This is a genomic window from Methanolobus sp. ZRKC3, from assembly GCF_045291275.1.
Classification (GTDB): Archaea; Halobacteriota; Methanosarcinia; order Methanosarcinales; family Methanosarcinaceae; genus Methanolobus.
This window is the reverse complement of the sequence record NZ_CP146982.1, coordinates 2574164-2589937: the sequence shown is the minus strand read 5'-3', so window position 1 is coordinate 2589937 and position 15774 is coordinate 2574164. Positions and strand designations below refer to the sequence as shown.

The 15774-nt window shown below is 42.8% G+C and carries 18 protein-coding genes; 4 read left to right on the top strand and 14 right to left on the bottom strand.

Translation table 11 applies throughout. The features are described from left to right. Nucleotides 1-197: 197 nt before the first annotated feature. Nucleotides 198-644 (top strand): flavodoxin domain-containing protein, encoded by a 447-nt coding sequence (locus V7O66_RS13220; protein WP_406660778.1) that lies wholly within the window; start codon nt 198-200, stop codon nt 642-644. A 137-nt stretch (nt 645-781) separates the two neighbouring features. Then, on the top strand, nt 782-994 hold the full coding sequence (locus V7O66_RS13215; RefSeq protein WP_406662676.1) for a histone family protein: 213 nt from the start codon (nt 782-784) through the stop codon (nt 992-994). An 86-nt stretch (nt 995-1080) separates the two neighbouring features. Here V7O66_RS13215 and V7O66_RS13210 read toward each other — a convergent pair whose 3' ends face one another. From V7O66_RS13210 to V7O66_RS13160, 11 genes are all read right to left on the bottom strand, one after another. Further along, nucleotides 1081-1593 carry a COG2426 family protein gene (locus V7O66_RS13210; RefSeq protein WP_406660777.1) on the bottom strand — a complete coding sequence of 171 codons (513 nt, stop codon included), beginning with the start codon at nt 1591-1593 and terminating at the stop codon, nt 1081-1083. Beyond that, nucleotides 1594-2550, bottom strand: a complete 957-nt coding sequence (locus tag V7O66_RS13205) for a replication factor C small subunit (protein ID WP_406662674.1) — start codon at nt 2548-2550, stop codon at nt 1594-1596. Between the two features lie 141 nt (nt 2551-2691). Beyond that, nucleotides 2692-3024, bottom strand: a complete 333-nt coding sequence (locus V7O66_RS13200) for a DUF4870 domain-containing protein (protein ID WP_406660776.1) — start codon at nt 3022-3024, stop codon at nt 2692-2694. 4 nt (nt 3025-3028) lie between these two features. Further along, nucleotides 3029-3829 carry an Rnf electron transport complex subunit RnfB gene (gene rnfB / locus V7O66_RS13195; RefSeq protein ID WP_406660775.1) on the bottom strand — a complete coding sequence of 267 codons (801 nt, stop codon included), beginning with the start codon at nt 3827-3829 and terminating at the stop codon, nt 3029-3031. Beyond that, nucleotides 3826-4413, bottom strand: a complete 588-nt coding sequence (gene rnfA / locus V7O66_RS13190; protein ID WP_406660774.1) for an Rnf electron transport complex subunit RnfA — start codon at nt 4411-4413, stop codon at nt 3826-3828. The genes rnfB and rnfA overlap by 4 nt, the downstream gene beginning before the upstream one ends. A gap of 2 nt (nt 4414-4415) precedes the next feature. Continuing rightward, entirely contained in the window at nt 4416-5036 is a 621-nt protein-coding gene (gene rnfE / locus V7O66_RS13185) for an Rnf electron transport complex subunit RnfE (RefSeq protein ID WP_406660773.1), read from the bottom strand. 9 nt (nt 5037-5045) lie between these two features. Next, a complete protein-coding gene (gene rnfG, locus V7O66_RS13180; RefSeq protein ID WP_406660772.1) occupies nt 5046-5615 on the bottom strand; it encodes an Rnf electron transport complex subunit RnfG in 570 nt (189 codons plus the stop codon). Beyond that, nucleotides 5608-6621 (bottom strand): Rnf electron transport complex subunit RnfD, encoded by a 1014-nt coding sequence (gene rnfD / locus V7O66_RS13175; protein ID WP_406660771.1) that lies wholly within the window; start codon nt 6619-6621, stop codon nt 5608-5610. Before rnfD ends, rnfG begins: the two co-directional genes overlap by 8 nt. 2 nt (nt 6622-6623) lie before the next feature. Further along, complete coding sequence (rnfC, locus tag V7O66_RS13170; protein ID WP_406660770.1) at nt 6624-7970, bottom strand: Rnf electron transport complex subunit RnfC; 1347 nt, start codon at nt 7968-7970, stop codon at nt 6624-6626. A 10-nt stretch (nt 7971-7980) separates the two neighbouring features. Then, nucleotides 7981-9456: a methanogenesis multiheme c-type cytochrome gene (mmcA, locus tag V7O66_RS13165; RefSeq protein WP_406660769.1), complete on the bottom strand. Its 1476-nt coding sequence runs from the start codon at nt 9454-9456 to the stop codon at nt 7981-7983. Nucleotides 9457-9474: 18 nt separating this feature from the next. After that, nucleotides 9475-9897 carry a hypothetical protein gene (locus tag V7O66_RS13160; RefSeq protein ID WP_406660768.1) on the bottom strand — a complete coding sequence of 141 codons (423 nt, stop codon included), beginning with the start codon at nt 9895-9897 and terminating at the stop codon, nt 9475-9477. A 117-nt stretch (nt 9898-10014) separates the two neighbouring features. Here V7O66_RS13160 and V7O66_RS13155 point away from each other — a divergent pair, with 117 nt between their 5' ends. Further along, a complete protein-coding gene (locus V7O66_RS13155) occupies nt 10015-11028 on the top strand; it encodes an FAD:protein FMN transferase (protein ID WP_406660767.1) in 1014 nt (337 codons plus the stop codon). 19 nt (nt 11029-11047) lie between these two features. Here V7O66_RS13155 and thpR read toward each other — a convergent pair whose 3' ends face one another. Further along, nucleotides 11048-11602, bottom strand: coding sequence for an RNA 2',3'-cyclic phosphodiesterase (gene thpR, locus V7O66_RS13150; RefSeq protein WP_406660766.1), 555 nt, complete (start codon nt 11600-11602; stop codon nt 11048-11050). Between the two features lie 112 nt (nt 11603-11714). Here thpR and V7O66_RS13145 point away from each other — a divergent pair, with 112 nt between their 5' ends. Next, nucleotides 11715-12605, top strand: a complete 891-nt coding sequence (locus V7O66_RS13145) for a DNA integrity scanning protein DisA nucleotide-binding domain protein (RefSeq protein WP_406660765.1) — start codon at nt 11715-11717, stop codon at nt 12603-12605. Nucleotides 12606-12666: 61 nt separating this feature from the next. Here the strand turns inward: V7O66_RS13145 and V7O66_RS13140 are convergent, their stop codons facing one another. Next, on the bottom strand, nt 12667-13710 hold the full coding sequence (locus V7O66_RS13140) for an mRNA surveillance protein pelota (RefSeq protein ID WP_406660764.1): 1044 nt from the start codon (nt 13708-13710) through the stop codon (nt 12667-12669). A gap of 45 nt (nt 13711-13755) precedes the next feature. Beyond that, entirely contained in the window at nt 13756-15747 is a 1992-nt protein-coding gene (gene rqcH, locus V7O66_RS13135; protein ID WP_406660763.1) for a ribosome rescue protein RqcH, read from the bottom strand. Nucleotides 15748-15774: the final 27 nt, after the last annotated feature.

Genomic DNA, 15774 nt, shown 5'->3' with positions numbered 1-15774 from the left:
CTCCGTTTCAATAGCAAGTGGGTATTACAAATATCGAGTAATAGGCAATAAATATAACTCGAAATTCAATTACAAAGCACACATACTGATTTATTGTGAAAAGATAGATTTATCACCCATCAACAAAGATTTTCCTTGTGGAGTGGAAGAGTTTCGATCTTTCATTGGAATAAGTCCCACAAAAAGGAGTGATTCATATGCCAAGACTTGCGATCGTATATCTAAGCACCCAGGGAAATACACAAATGATGGCTGAAGCTATTGCAAAAGGAGCAAGGGAACGCCATTTGGAAGTGGATGTAAACAATTTCTACGAATGGGATCCAAAGGATGTCGTCAACTATGATGCCATAGCCATTGGCTCTTCGACTTTCTATTATACCATACTGGAACCTATTAACAAATTCATTGATGAACTCGTAGAGCTTGGTATCGACGAGAAAATAGGTGTAGCGTTCGGTTCTTATGGATGGAGCGGAGAGGCACCTGTCAAAATTGCGGAGAAGTTGCGCTCTGCAGGCGTAACAGTAATTGATCCGGTACTGAGGATCCAGTATAAACCCAATGAAAAAGACTTGCTTGAATGTAACAGACTTGGGAAAGACCTGGCTGAGAAAGTGAAAGAGAAAATGAAAAAGGAATGAATACTGGGGAAATAAATAATCGTTCGTCCAAATTGATATTATAAAAATAGCAGATAAAACATTATATATACTTTATTTGCTTATTAAACCTAATATAATGCTTTAATAGAGTATATCAAGTAGAATGAGGGATATTTATAGCAATCATACCATTTGCACCCATTGAGAGACTAATAAGAAGCGCTGGTGCTCAGAGAGTTAGTGAATCAGCAGGCATGGAACTTACAGAAATACTTGAAGAATACGGACTTGAGATTTCAAAAGAAGCAATAAAACTGGCAGAACATGCAGGAAGGAAAACCGTCAAATCCGAAGATATAAAGCTAGCAAAGGAAATGATGGACAAATAATCATATATTTGTTTCTCAGATCTTTTTATTTTACTTTTTTATTGCTTTTTTCATTTGATTTTTTAATTGATAATTAGAACAGACCATCATATCCTAGGAAGCATATCCATTACACTGATACCCGTTACTGTCAGAATACTGACTATCAGACCGGCTATCATAACACCAGCCAGGATTGCGAGGAATGCGTGTCCGAATTTAATACCAAATACAAATGCTGCAGCACATCCCGTCCATGCTCCCGTAACAGGCAGGGGAATTGCCACAAATATAGTAAGAGCCAGGATCCCAAACCTTTCAAAGCGTTTAGAATGGTTGCGATGTGTCCGTTCGAACAGCCATGAGAAGAATTTATCAAAGACCCGGTAACGTCTCAAGTATGTGGACACAGGATCAAGGAACAGAAGCAATGGAATTACGGGCAATATGTTCCCCAGCACTGCCAACAAGTAAGCAGACTCAGGAGACATCCCATATACACCAATGGCTATGGGTATGGCACCCCTGAGTTCAAGTATTGGCAGGGAACTTATTATGATAGTTGCCAGCCAATGGGGAACAGTGCTCAGCAGTTCCAGGACCTGTGCTTCGAAAGGCATCTAATTTTTACCCGATAATGCAAAGTGAGCAAGAAGAGACTCAAGCTGTATTCTTTCGTTGGAACCTTCAGTAAGCCTGAAATCCACCTCGCCAATGACATCTATAAGCTCGACCATCAATTTATCAGGGATGTCAATATCGAACATCGTCCGGTATATCTGGCCGACAACATCCTCGCCAGACAAACCCTGTTCCAGTAAAAGTGTGTCGAGATGTTTCCTTGCAGCTGTAAAGTTACCGGAAAGAGCTGTTTCGATGAGTTCACGAACCTGTTCAGGACGAGCGGTTGCAGTTATCTTGTAAATTGCATCCTTATGAATGGTATCGGCTACAAGCGCTGCAGCCTGAAGGGCATTAATTGCCTTTCTCATGTCACCCTGGGCAACATACTTGATAGCATCAATACCATCCTGTGCAATATCCAGACCTTCATTCTTAGCAACAAAAGCCACACGTTCGGCTACCGCTTCATCTGAAAGTGCCCTGAATCTATAAACCGCACAGCGGGATTGTATGGGTTCAATTATCTTGGATGAATAATTGCATGAAAGGATGAAACGGCAGTTATTGGTATAGCGCTCCATGGTACGTCTGAGAGCTGATTGCGCATCGGATGTCAGAGCATCCGCTTCATCCAGAAAGATGATCTTGAAGTCCGCTCCGCCTATAGGGGTTGTTTTTGCGAAGTTCTTGATCTTCGTCCTGACCACATCAATTCCACGTTCATCCGAAGCATTAAGTTCTGTGAAATTCTCGCGCCATGAATCTCCAAACATTTCACGGGCAATGGAAACTGATGTTGCAGTCTTTCCCACACCAGGGGGACCTGAAAACAAAAGATGTGGCAGATTCCTTGTTTTTATATAGGATTTCAACCGCTCCACAGCTTCTTTCTGGCCAACCACGTCATCAAGCTTAAAGGGCCTGTACTTCTCGATCCATATCTCTTCTTTTATAGTGAACCCTCCGGCATGAAAAATATAGCATTTCTGCAATAATAGGTAGATGTTGTTTTTTAAACTTTCGTAAACAAAAAGACTTCAAAAAAAATAAGAGTGGAAAATGTTGTAAAACAACATTATCCTTATTTCCTAAATTTACTCGTAGATGAGTTTGTAGGCGTATTTCCCGACAAATGGAATCTTGAACTTCATTCCCCTGTATGCCATGAAAGCAAAGAGGACCATTATCATCATTGAAGGGAATCCCATGAAGTCAGCAATTACCCATCCTACATATGGGACCCATGCTATGAAGAAAATTATCAATGACAATGGAAGGAATACGATCAATGATTGCATTGCATGGAATCTGACAAACTTGTTTTCCTGTTCAATGAGCAGGAAAATTATGCCTGTTATCCAGAAACCAACATAGCACAATGCAGCCACTATGTTCTCATTCAGACCAATCTTCGTCTTATATGTCATGATATTACCTCATCTCAATGGTATTCTGTGGACACTTCTCCACACATATTCCACATGCAGTACATTTGTCCTGATCAATTACTGCAAGGAAATTGGTGACAGTGACAGCGTCCTCAGGACAGTTCTTCTCACATATCTTACATCCTATACAGCCAATGGTACAGGAAGCCTTTACAGCCTTTCCTTTGTCATTTGACATACATTGTACATGCACCTTTTCAGATTCCTTTGCGAATACAAGGATATCATTTGGACATGAGCTGATACAAAGTCCACAACTGGTACAGAGGTTCTTGTTCACCTTAGGAAGGTTGTCCTCACCAATGCTAAGAGCATCGAACGGACATGCACGTACACATGTTCCACGACCCGTGCAACCATAGTTACAACCCTTCTCACCATCTGACAGAAGCATAACAGCTTTACAGTCCTCGAAACCTACGTAGTCAAAGCGATCTACACAGTTAAGGCCACCATTACATTTCACATATGGATATTCAGACTCGCCTTCGGCAACGTCCTGGCCCATAAGACTACCTATTTCTTTTGCAGTATCGAAGCCACCAACCGGACAACCGTTGATAGGTGCATCCTCATCTACAACTTTTTCTGCAAAGTCAGCACATCCGGCAAAACCACATGCACCACAATTAGCACCAGGTAATATCTCATTGATCTCTTCAACCAAAGGATTTACCTCTACTCTGAATTTCTTTGATGCCACAATAAGCATTATACCTACAGTAAGACCAAGACCACCGAGAATGGCCATGGACTGTATCAAGAATGTACTCATTATGCTCATATTGGAATCACCCAGAAGTAATTAACAAAAGCCATTGAGAGCATCGTAGCAATTATGAATGCCTGTGGAAGCCCTCTGACTGATGATGGGATGTTCACAAGAGTGGAACGCTCTCTGATACCAGCCATCATCAACATGACTATAGTATATCCGAAACCTGCTGCAACACCAAATGTGAGACTCTGTAGGAAGTTGTACTCTGAAAGAACGTTCAAAAGCACAACACCAAGAACAGCACAATTTGTGGTGATCAATGGTAAGTAAATACCAAGTGAACGGTACAGTGCAGGGATATTTTTCCTGACAACGAATTCAACGAGCTGCACAAGTGCTGCAATGACCACGATAAAACTGATCAGGCCAAGGAATTCCATTTTTGCCGGTTCGAGAATATAAGTGTACAGGAAATACGATACGGATGCTGCCATTGCCATAACGAAAATTACAGCACCTGACATACCTGCTGCACTCTTTACGTCCTTGGTTACTCCTACAAAGGAACAAAGTCCAAGGAACTGAATGAGCAGGAAGTTCTTAATGAACACACCTTCCATAAAGATAGCAAATAATGCTTTTTCTACCATTTTTAACCACCTTTTGCCATTTTCTTAGCCTTCTGGTAATTCACTATTGCCATAAGGATTCCAATTGTAAGGAACGCACCTGGTGGCAAGATCATAGTAGTCATAGCTGGGTTGATAGGAGAGGATATCAATGTGTATCCAAATGTAACAATTTGTCCAGTTCCCAGCAGTTCTCTGATACCGCCAATAAGACATAGTACGAGAAGGAAACCTATGGAAGAACCGATTGCATCAATAGCAGAATAGAACACGTTGTTCTTGTTCGCATATGCTTCAGCACGTCCGATAATAATACAGTTCACCACGATCAATGGGATGAAAACACCCAATGCCGCATACATCGGCGGGAAGAAAGCTTCCATTACCATATCTACAATTGACACGAATGTGGCAATAATAATGATAAATATAGGAAGCCTCACAGTGGAAGGAATCTGCTTTCTAAGAGCTGAGACAAATATGTTTGCAAAGAACAATACAAAAGCTGTACCTGCAGACATTCCAATTGCATTCTCAACTGATGTTGTCACAGCCAGTGTGGGACAGAGACCTAATACTAATCCGAAAACAGGATTATCCCTGGTAATTCCACGAATAATTTCACTTATTGGATTTCGACTCATTTATATCACCTAAGCCTCTGCTCCTTGAATTTCTGATATTTTTCCATTCATTGCATCAATAACAGCCACTGTGGAAATTGTAGCACCGGTTATTGAATCAATTGCCCCACCATCGCTTGAGAGACTTAGATCACTTAATGGAATGTTGTTGAATTGACCTCTAAAGTCTGCATCGATGATCTTTGCACCAAGACCAGGTGTTTCCTCATGGCTCAATACATTCATTCCCTTTACAGTGGAGAAAGATGCATCCACACCACCAGCAACTACAAGGGGACCTTGTGCACCGGGATGCGCTTTGAAGAATGCATAGCCTATGATATTTCCTGAATCATCAGTTGCACGATAGTAAAGGATCTCTCTATTACCATCTTCATCAACTGCAGATCCTTCTACATTTTCAAAGTTGGCTGCATCAGGGATCAATTCCGCAAGAATTGATACTTTAGCAGCGGCAGTATTCACCTTTAACTGCTCATTTGTTGGTATGAATGTTACAGCAAGAAGTGCAGCTGCAACGGCTGAAATGAGTACCATTTTAATGATAATATCCATGGTTTCTTTACTGGATTCACTCATCAGTGATCACCTCGAATTTAAATACAGAAGGTATCATTCCCATTACACGTGTGTATACCTTCTCAAGACGTGATTCATGTCCAAATGGTGCTGGCATGGTTTTAACTTCAATATAAGATGCCACACAGTTTCCAAGGAATATTCCGTAGAGAGTTCCATCCACATAGTTTCCAAAGAAACCGTAAATGGATACAAGAAGACCACATACTAAACCATAGATCAAACGACCCTTCTTTGTTACAGGAGATGTTGGTCCATCTGTTGCCAGGAATAATATTCCAAAGAATAAGACACCTATAGCAGCGTAGGAAAGTTCCCCGGGAACCTTCAGGAAAATGAACATTGTTGCAAGATACATCAATGGATTCAGCACGCCTTCCTGAACCAGATGAATTATCTCAGAAACAAAAGCAATTACCTGATGGAATAAGAATACTGAAAGGAAGAAAGTTACAGGTATTCTCCAGTCGACATACCTCTTGTAGATCAAGTAAACTCCACCGATCAATGCTATAGGTGAAGCACCTACAAGCAGACCTGCACCGTTCTCGATGATCAGATCAGAGAGCATTGCTACATGAGGAGTGGAAAGAGGAGTCATAGGTCCGGTCCATGCACTTCTAATAAACACCCATGCCACAAGCACAGGATTGAAAACATAGGATCCTGATCCACCGAATATATGTTTACCGATGGTAATAGCAAAGAAAGCACCAAATATAGGTATCCATAATGGAGCTTCAGGAGGAATTAACAATGCAAGCATTAATCCTGTAAGTGCAGCATGACCATCTTTTATCGTTACATTCTGTTTGAATAAGGTCTGTATTCCAAATTCAGTAACTACAGCTGCTATCATTGATGCAAGAATAATTCCCAGGGCCGGAACACCAAAGAGGTATATTGCTGCAATAGCAACTGGGACCAGAGCAAAGGTCTTGCTCCAGTTCAGTGATTTTAAGTTCAATTTTGATTTCTTATGAGGGGGAGCTGAAATTGTATACATATTTACTCACCTCCGCAGCAGCCAAGTTTCAGATTGGATGACTCTTTACAAGGCAGATCTTCGTAAGCCAGGCATATAGCATCCTTTGCGTATCTGATAAGCTGTAATATGTGTATCTTAGAAGGACACACTGCTGCGCATTTTCCGCATTCAATACAATTCTCTATATGGAACTGACGACATTCATCGAAGCGTCCCTGGTCTGCCATAACAGCAAGTCTGCTTGGTATCAGGCTGACAGGACATGCATCAACACAACGTGCACAGTGGACACACACATCGGATTCATCCCTGAGGATCTCCTCTGGCTTTTGAACTGTGATCTTTGTAGTTCCCTTGGTAACCGGAACTTCATCAGTATACTGGGCAACACCGGTCAGTACACCGTTTGCGATGATCTTTCCGACCTCACCAAAGTTGCATGATTCGATCACGTCCTTGAAAGGAGTTCCGATCTTCACAAGCATGTATTCCGGACAGTCTTCTGCACCTTCAATGGTAATGACGGTCTCGTAATATGGCTTGCCTTCATGAACAGCATCATAAAGTGCTTTTGCGGATTTTACACCACAGATAGCAACACCAACACTTGTAGGATCACTGCCCAGTGCAACCTTGCGTCCTGTTACATTATATGTGAAGAAGTTGAGAATATTCTTGCCATAGATACGCTTCTGGGAAGCAACTACGATATTGGAATTCTGGTCCTTGAAGTAATGACCAAGACGGCGGCTACCAAGAAGAGGAGCTACCTTCAATGCTTTGCCATCCACTTCTACTCCATCGAAAGCCTCGATGGACTCTTCATCATCCTTTCCAACGATTATTGCACCCTTTGAAGCACCTGCAGCTTTCATGAGAAGCTTTAAGGCAGCTATCATCTGGGAGCTGTATTCCTTTGGAGTGTTGTATTTGCCACCAATCCATTCTGAAGCTGTGGCATTGATTACCACGATGTCGATCTTTCCGTCACTTGGCTTCAGTACAGTATGTGTTGGAGCACCGTAGTGCTCCACTATACCAGCTTCCTTGATCAATTTCAGCAATGCATCCTTTGAAGGGTTCTTCACTGGAGTGAAAGCAACCGTCTCCTCTGAGTCACTGGGCTGAATGACAACACTCATGACCTTGTTACCATCAGGATGTGCTGACTCTTCCACAGCAAGTACCTCACCGCAGACACTGGAATGGACTGCTGATGAATAATGCTCGGAAGATTCACCGATCTTCTGTCCGATAAGAACCTCATCTCCTTTCTTGACAAGTGATTCGCAGACAGCACCCCTGTGCTGCCTGAGAGGTATGATTACCTTTTCCGGAATTTTGTTTAACCTTTTACTTTCCACCATAACCAACTCCTTAGAATGCGGGCTCCCTTTCGACCTCAGTAGGTTTCTGCCCAGGAATGGTCACTGATATTTTCGTTGGTGATGCTGTTGCTGCAGGATCGCCCTCATATCCCAGAGCTGTCCAGTCAATTACAGTCGAGGTTACACCGTGGCAGTCAGCACATCCGAGAGGATCTGCGAGTCCCACCTCAGAGCCTGCAATGTTGTGGCTCACCTGATAATACATCTCAACATGCCTGAGTACAGCATTTGGATAATCTGCCTGGCCATCAGAGTTACCATCGTATGCACGCATCTCTTCCTCTGTGACCTCACCATCTGAGTTACCATCTGCTACACTGACATCTGCAGGAGCTATTGGGTTACCGATCGCTGAACTTGTGTCTGGGTTTGCAGCTACATCCGCATTGATTCCTGCGTCCCACCAGATACCTGTGATCACGTTGAAAGGCTGCAGCAAGGAACCTTCTTCCCTCTCTGCCCTGACAGGTAACTGGTCATAATAGATACCCTCAGACCATGCAACAGTAGGAGCGAAATCATCCTCGTGTGTAACGTCTTCCCTCACACCGTTTGCCCAGCTGAATTCCATAAGTGTTGAACCACCAAGCATTTCCCCTCCGGGAATTGCAGGAACATGGCAGGTCTCACAGCTTACTGCTTTAAGGTGACCATCGACAAATCCGCCGTGGGATATACCTGCGTGGCAACCTGAGCTGTCACAGTCTTTTATCTCACCGGCAAAAAGTTCATGCATTGATTCAGGAACATTCTTGACCTCTCTGCGTCCGATCTGGTGCTCTTCGGTCTCGTGGCATTCTGCACAGTCGACTTCAGCATGGACATCGTAATCTGCATGATTCTCTTCTGCCCAGGTAACACCAGTCATTGGGACATCACTGAGGTGACAATTGCTGCCACACAGAGCCTTGCTTGGTGCACCGTTCACTTCATCGTGTACTTCGGTAACTAATGGAAGTGGCAACAGCACATCAAGCATGTAGCTTGCAACATACATACCCTCTTTCTGAGCTTCTGCTTTTGCTTCCTCGATTGCAGCCATATTAGCTTCCTCGAAGTTTCCGGACCCAATGCTCTCTGCACGTGCCTGGAAATCATACCTGCCATTCTGCTCATGGCATATCATACAATCAACATCGACGCCGTACTCAGCCATGTAGCCACCACCTGGCTGTACCTGACCCAGTTCCCTGACTTTGGTTTCGTCATCGATACTATCAACATCTACACCGTGTTCGATCAATGTTGACCATTTGTTCAGGTCCTGTTCGACGTGATAAGAAACAGCAACCTCGCCATACGTGCCAATGTGACACCCCCCACATGAACTGTCAGACCATTCCTGATCTGTCATGTAATGTGCGGAGAGAACTTCATTACCACTATAACCCAGGTAAGAGTATACACCCGCTGCCGCAAACATCACGACAAGTATTCCTATTAAAGTAACATTTAATTTTGACATAGATTACGCACCTGTCCTCTATTCCCCCGCGGCTTCTTCGAGCTGCTTGATGACAACAACAATAGTGTTCCTCAAAGCCTGCTCATTGATTATCTTCTGGTCTTCAGAGACGTATTTGCTTATCTCAAATGACTTGCGGATGACACGGACATTGAAATCAAGATATTTGTCCATAAATCCTTTTTCCGGGGTAACACCCAAAAAATCCACATCCATATGATTTCCAAGAACATTGGCTTTAAGCTCTATCTTATCGAGTGGGGAATCCGATCTGATATAAATAATATGATGCTTTACAGAGCCAAAATGCTTCTCAATACCTCTCCAACCGTATTCTTCCATTAATTGATGAAGGGCGACAACAAGGAACTTATCCTTGCTTGAACTACCTCCCGTACCTGATCCTGTGCTGGGAATGCTCATGTTATTATTTCCTTCCAATAAATACAACCATAAATAAGTCGGAATATAGTTTCCTATAAATGTACCTAAGTTGAAATATAATTTCATATAAATGTACCGTGGTACATAAATATCAATTACCACATTTCATGAGACATGAAGTATAAAACTGTTGCTATTGTGCTCTTTGTCGGATTATCACTGATAATGATGATGAATTATGCATCCATAGGGGAATCTGCAGAAACACAGCAAACTTACTCCACCACACGGAGTATAATGGACACAACAGTAAGTATAACAGTACTAAGTTCGAATGAAAGTGATGCCCACGATCAGATCAACAGGGCTTTTGAAAAGATGGATTATGTGGACGAGCTTATGAACAGTTATGACAACAGCAGTGAGTTAAGCATTCTGAACGAACAGGGACACATAAATAATGCAAATCCAGACATAATATATGCCATTTCCAGATCAGACTACTATTCACAGAAAAGTCAGGGTTCTTTTGACATATCCATCCTCCCTTTACTAGACCTCTGGAAAAGCAAGTTCAGCCCAGGAGGCACATATTTGCCCCCTACCGATGACGAGATCAACGAAGTGCTCCAGCTTGTGAATTATTCCGCAATACAGATTGATGGCAAAAATATATCACTTGAAGAGAATATGATGCTCACACTCGGAGGAGTGGCCAAGGGTTATGCAGTTGATCTTGCCATCCAGTCACTTATCAATGATGGTGTGAAGAATGCTTTTGTTAATGCAGGTGGCGATGGCAGGTACATCGGAAGCAAGGAGAACGATGCTCCATGGAAGGTCGGACTCCAGAATCCGGATAAGAGTGATGATGCCATCACAATAATCAACGTCAAAGATAGAGCAGTGGCAACCAGTGGAAACTATGAACGCTATTTCAGCGATGCAGCTAAGGTATCACATATTGCAGACCCACGCACAGGATACCCATCCCAGAATCTGATCAGTGCAACAGTTATCGCAGAAACTGCAATGGATGCTGATGCTTTTGCAACTGCTGTTTTTGTAATGGGTGAAGGTGAAGGCATGGAGATGATCGAATCACTTGAAGACATAGAATGTCTTCTAATAACACCTGATAAAAGGATAATTCGATCCAGTGGATTTTCCCAATATGAAAATAACTGATAACGAGATCTGAAAAACATTATTTTAACTTAACTTCGTGAAGTGTCTCGTACACGGGACCTTCCGGAGTCAATATACTTTTCTTGAGTTTTATACTGGTTACCTGCATAGTTCCCAGGTCAACTTCCTTCAGCTCATCCAGCAAAACAATAAGATCCTGTTTCTGCTTTTTCGGGAGGTATTTCACTCTTGCCAGTGTGGCATGAGCATTGAATTTATGCATGTCCGGAGTGATATCAAAAGATGTCAATGAATCCTCAATAAGAGCATGCAATCCCTCAAAGCCACCCTCACAACCCACCCATATCACTTTGGCATATTTTGGCTTGGGAAATACACCTATCCCCTTTACATTAGCCTCAAAATGATCATACTCTATCGAGTCAAGTGCTTTGGCAATTTCATCTATATTCTCCTCATGAACATCACCGAGAAACTTCATAGTAATATGTACAATATTCGGATCAACGAACTTGAACTTAAAATCACTGAACATTGATTGAATATCTGCAACTTTATCCCGCAATTCATCTGAAAGGTCAACCGCTATAAAAGCCCTCAACAAACGTATCACCAATTAGGCATCAATCTGGAAACTTAAATTATTGACGCTAGTAAGTAAGTTTTAATTATAAAACAACATAATATATAGTACTTTGAATACTGACATTGCAAGAGGGGACCTAATGGAAAATATCAGGATAGTTGCTCATGCCGCAGTAAAGCTTGCGGAAGAACTTGGAGCTATCGCTATTATCGTTTCAGGCGACGATAATTTTGAGAATCTCGACACAGAAATTCCTATGTACCACACATCCCGGAGAACTAAAAGTGTTATCGACCACCTTGTTGCCACCAGTAAGGGAAAAGAGGATAAGTGCAAGGAGATCACAGATAGGATAATGCAGCAAGCTGGCGGAAAAGTTGAAAGTATCGAAACTGTTTCTGCCATCGAACTAATGACGGGAGAAATAAAGGAAGGACTTGTGGTAGGAATCATTGAGACAAAGGATTCCCATGCTATTATTGTCCATGATCTGACTGAAAACCAGCTTGTCAGATCATTAAAAGAGTGTGAAGAGAGGATCAGACCCGATATAATGAGAGCTGTTCTGAAAATTGCCTTTGACATCTCAAAGACCGGACGTGAAGGAAAGCAAGTCGGTACTGCATTTATTTTGGGTGATGAGGAAGAGGTCCTGTTGCGGTCACACCAGATGATTCTAAACCCATATTCAGGACATTCCGATGAGGAAAGAGATGTACTGAACAGGAATAACTGGGAATCCATCAAGGAATTTGCACAGCTTGACGGTGTTTTCATAGTATCGGAAAACGGAAGGATGGAATCTGCAGGAAGATATCTTGATGTTGATGCAAGAGACATTGAACTGGACAAGGGACTTGGAGGAAGACATGTTTCAGCCGCTGCCATCACAAGAGATACAGTCTCTATCGCAGTAACAGTGTCAGAAACGGGTGGAGTTATTCACATATATATGGATGGTAAAGAGCTCATGAACATCGAGTCCACTGAAAGAGCCACCTGCCATCAGAATAAAAAAATAGTTAATTGAATAGATAATTTGATATCTATTCACTAGATGCCGGGTTCAGAACACACAGGGTTCCTGCAATTTACATCTTGAATCTCAATAGTGCTGCTATTCCACCCAGTGCAAGCAGCTTATAGCCAGGTTCGAATAAGGTACTGAAAACGACTATTTTCCCCTGTGAATGTTCAACTGCCTGAAGGAAAGAGTCAATACTACCCTTTTCCCTTTCTATTCTAAGCATCTCGTCAGCCACCAGAAGAGTATCAATGGAACCATAATCAAGAGCTGTTTTCACTTCTTCAAGACCATAGGCTACTTTTCCATCAGTAGAAATTTCCTTTAGCAACTCATCCATCAGTCGAGACTCACGCGCAATCCTTGATTCCTCCATGATGCGGTCAACAGCACCTCGCCTCAGGACTTCCTGGAATCCAGACATACCAATGGATGCTGTGTCCTCGACAACCGCTCTTGAAGCAAATTCAGGCTCCTTGGATCTGAACTGTTTCATGAAATCATCCTTGGTAAAACCAGGACCTGCAACTACGATAGCCTCGGACTCAGATGCAGCATACACAAGCTGGTCGAGGATCTCCTGGAAAAAATGCTCCCTGAGGGAACCTTCGCTTCTTTTCCCAGAGGACTGGCTTATATGAGAATAGAGTTCGATACCATAGTGCCTGACAAGACCAATATCCGCATCCCCTTCCTCCACAGCCACGATAACAACTTTAGGGCGTTTGGAACTGGCCTCAGCTTCATCTATGCGCTCAAGCTGGTCCTTTTTCCAGGTCTTGTTTATAGAAAGCACGCTGTTCTCTTCAACATTAAGAGTATGATGATGACCCACATCCATCCCCTGCTCTATCACACCACCCACCCTCAGACGATTGGAGAACTTGTGAAATTCCATGTCATCAACACGTATTCCAAGCCTGACAGTCTTTTTCTCCACTTTTTCAGGCCTTATTTTGTCACTTGCAGCTTCAGCCTTTCTCTTGGTGACAGCAAAAATAAGGTCGCCCTTCTCAATAATATACTTAAGATGCCACAGATCATCAAGGGTTTCAGCTACCAGTGATATCTCTCCATCCCTGCCCTTCAAAAATCTTTTTGTTACCCGCATGAGATTACCCCTTAACATTTTTTACTGATCGTGCCTTCTGTTAAGTCAAACTTTTATGTCTGACTCACCAGGAGGAAGTACCATTGCTATCTTATCAGGAGAAGCTATCTGTTTGACAAAATTGATCTCCTTCAATTTATCAACATATATTTTGTATATCTTTTTCGCGATATCGTTCTGGTTGAACTTTCCGGGAACCAGTTCCACAACATTTTGACCGTGTTTTGATATTGCAGAAAGTGGGCCGCCAATCACCCGGGTCTCAGAACCAAGCTCAAGGGCAACTGCAGCCCCAACCTGTACATCACGATAATAGTTACGTTCGCCCCTGATCACAAACGACCCTTTCCTAAGATACTCACCCGACTCAGGGGTCTTGGATACCTGCTCAGGTTTGATCCAGTAACAATCGCCACTGAATTGACCTGACTTCCAGACACTTGAATAGGAAACAACGAACTTTGCTGCTTCCTCAAGGGTTTGGGCAGGAACCTCCTTACCCATCGTCTTGATAACTGTAATAGGTGCGCCAGGTGCCTGAGTATGGAAAACGACATCACGTTTTTCCATGTACTTCTTGACAATGTCCTCATTGGTGTCTGCATCCCTTCCAGCGACCACAAGGAAACCATCAGAGGATACGAACCATCTGAAGCGGTCATACCAATGCTTTTTCGTACTGACCTTTCGCCTTTTGGATTGCTTTTTCTCTCTCTTCTTCATGGCAAGTTTGGTGTCCTCAATTGCCCTGAGAGCACCCTCCCTTTTCCGAGTCAGTTTTTTGGCCTTATCATAATAATTCTGGGCATTCTGAGGAATCGTGAGTCTTATATCAATAGCAGCGGATGTCCCATCAAGATCAAATACGACCTTACCGGAAGCCGAATCGATGCTGACTATCTTCTTAGAAGCAGGTATTGTTTCCTTTGCTTTTTTCAGGATCGATCTTATCTCATCCCACGAGTAGCCCTTTTCTCTTGCATTTTCAAGAACAGAAAGGATTTCTTCGACCTCAACATAGTAGGCATAGATCTTCTCGGCTATTTGCGTTTGTTTCTCTGCATCCTTACCAAAATTTTTGATGGCTGACTGTTGTTTCTGCAAACGGCGTTCGAAAACATCCACTTTTTCTTTCTTAACAGCCTCAACTACTTCCTTTACCTCTTCAGCAGACTTCTTGCCGAATAACTCATCAAGTGCCTTATTGAAGGAAGGGAATGACTCTTTTACATAATCAGAATATATGCCAAGTTCAAATGGAATTGCATCGAATGCTTCCAATTGACCTTTTATCTCTTTTTTAACAAGACATGGACTCAACTCATTCTTTTGTAGAGGAGAGAACACATCCTTGAGAGATAATGCAATAGATGAGATCTCATCAGGCATAAGGGACTTTGCATCAGTGTTCTTATCAACACCGGATCTTGCGCAAACCTCTTCTGCAAGCACACCTCCAAGGTTGAACCTGCTTGCAATGGTCCTGACAACATTTGAATCAGATGATGATAATGCAGCTTTCAGGTCTTCTTCTGTGGCATCCACAGGACTTATCTGGGCCTCAGGATACTGATACACTTCACCACTACGGATCCTCCTACCTCTGAAAGTTACCGGCTTCATTGGCAGGATGATCTTACGCTCAGAATCAAGCAGAACGATGTTCCCCGGAGAGAAGAGCTCCACAACGAGTATGGTATCTATACCACCACGCACAACGCCTATCTCTATGATCCTGTCAAAATCATATTGCTTGATAAAAGTGATACGTCCAGCCATAATATGCTTTCTCAGAAGCATAGGGAATGCATGAGGGATCTTTGGACTTGGCCGTATGTGCTCACTCATGTGTGCACGTTTGCCTGCCTCGATAACCAGATTATCCCTTCCCTTATTGAAGATGAAAAGGTTCATACGTAGCTCACCCGGAACAGGCTGGTAGATCTTACCAATCTTCGCATCTATCAAAGAGGTATCACCTGAACTCAGCTCAAATACCAGTGCAGCCACATCAGCGCTTGTCATTTCCTGCTTCATTTGAGAACTATAACGTAGATGGAGACT

Coding starts and splice junctions, on each gene's coding strand:
- V7O66_RS13140 (WP_406660764.1), bottom strand. CDS start 13,710: ATGCGGGTAACAAAAAGATTTTTGAAGGGCAGGGATGGAGAGATATCA.
- rnfB (WP_406660775.1), bottom strand. CDS start 3,829: ATGAGCATAATGAGTACATTCTTGATACAGTCCATGGCCATTCTCGGT.
- mmcA (WP_406660769.1), bottom strand. CDS start 9,456: ATGTCAAAATTAAATGTTACTTTAATAGGAATACTTGTCGTGATGTTT.
- rnfC (WP_406660770.1), bottom strand. CDS start 7,970: ATGGTGGAAAGTAAAAGGTTAAACAAAATTCCGGAAAAGGTAATCATA.
- V7O66_RS13210 (WP_406660777.1), bottom strand. CDS start 1,593: ATGCCTTTCGAAGCACAGGTCCTGGAACTGCTGAGCACTGTTCCCCAT.
- V7O66_RS13155 (WP_406660767.1), top strand. CDS start 10,015: ATGAAGTATAAAACTGTTGCTATTGTGCTCTTTGTCGGATTATCACTG.
- V7O66_RS13145 (WP_406660765.1), top strand. CDS start 11,715: ATGGAAAATATCAGGATAGTTGCTCATGCCGCAGTAAAGCTTGCGGAA.
- V7O66_RS13200 (WP_406660776.1), bottom strand. CDS start 3,024: ATGACATATAAGACGAAGATTGGTCTGAATGAGAACATAGTGGCTGCA.
- rnfE (WP_406660773.1), bottom strand. CDS start 5,036: ATGAGTCGAAATCCAATAAGTGAAATTATTCGTGGAATTACCAGGGAT.
- V7O66_RS13220 (WP_406660778.1), top strand. CDS start 198: ATGCCAAGACTTGCGATCGTATATCTAAGCACCCAGGGAAATACACAA.
- rnfA (WP_406660774.1), bottom strand. CDS start 4,413: ATGGTAGAAAAAGCATTATTTGCTATCTTTATGGAAGGTGTGTTCATT.
- rqcH (WP_406660763.1), bottom strand. CDS start 15,747: ATGAAGCAGGAAATGACAAGCGCTGATGTGGCTGCACTGGTATTTGAG.
- rnfD (WP_406660771.1), bottom strand. CDS start 6,621: ATGTATACAATTTCAGCTCCCCCTCATAAGAAATCAAAATTGAACTTA.
- rnfG (WP_406660772.1), bottom strand. CDS start 5,615: ATGAGTGAATCCAGTAAAGAAACCATGGATATTATCATTAAAATGGTA.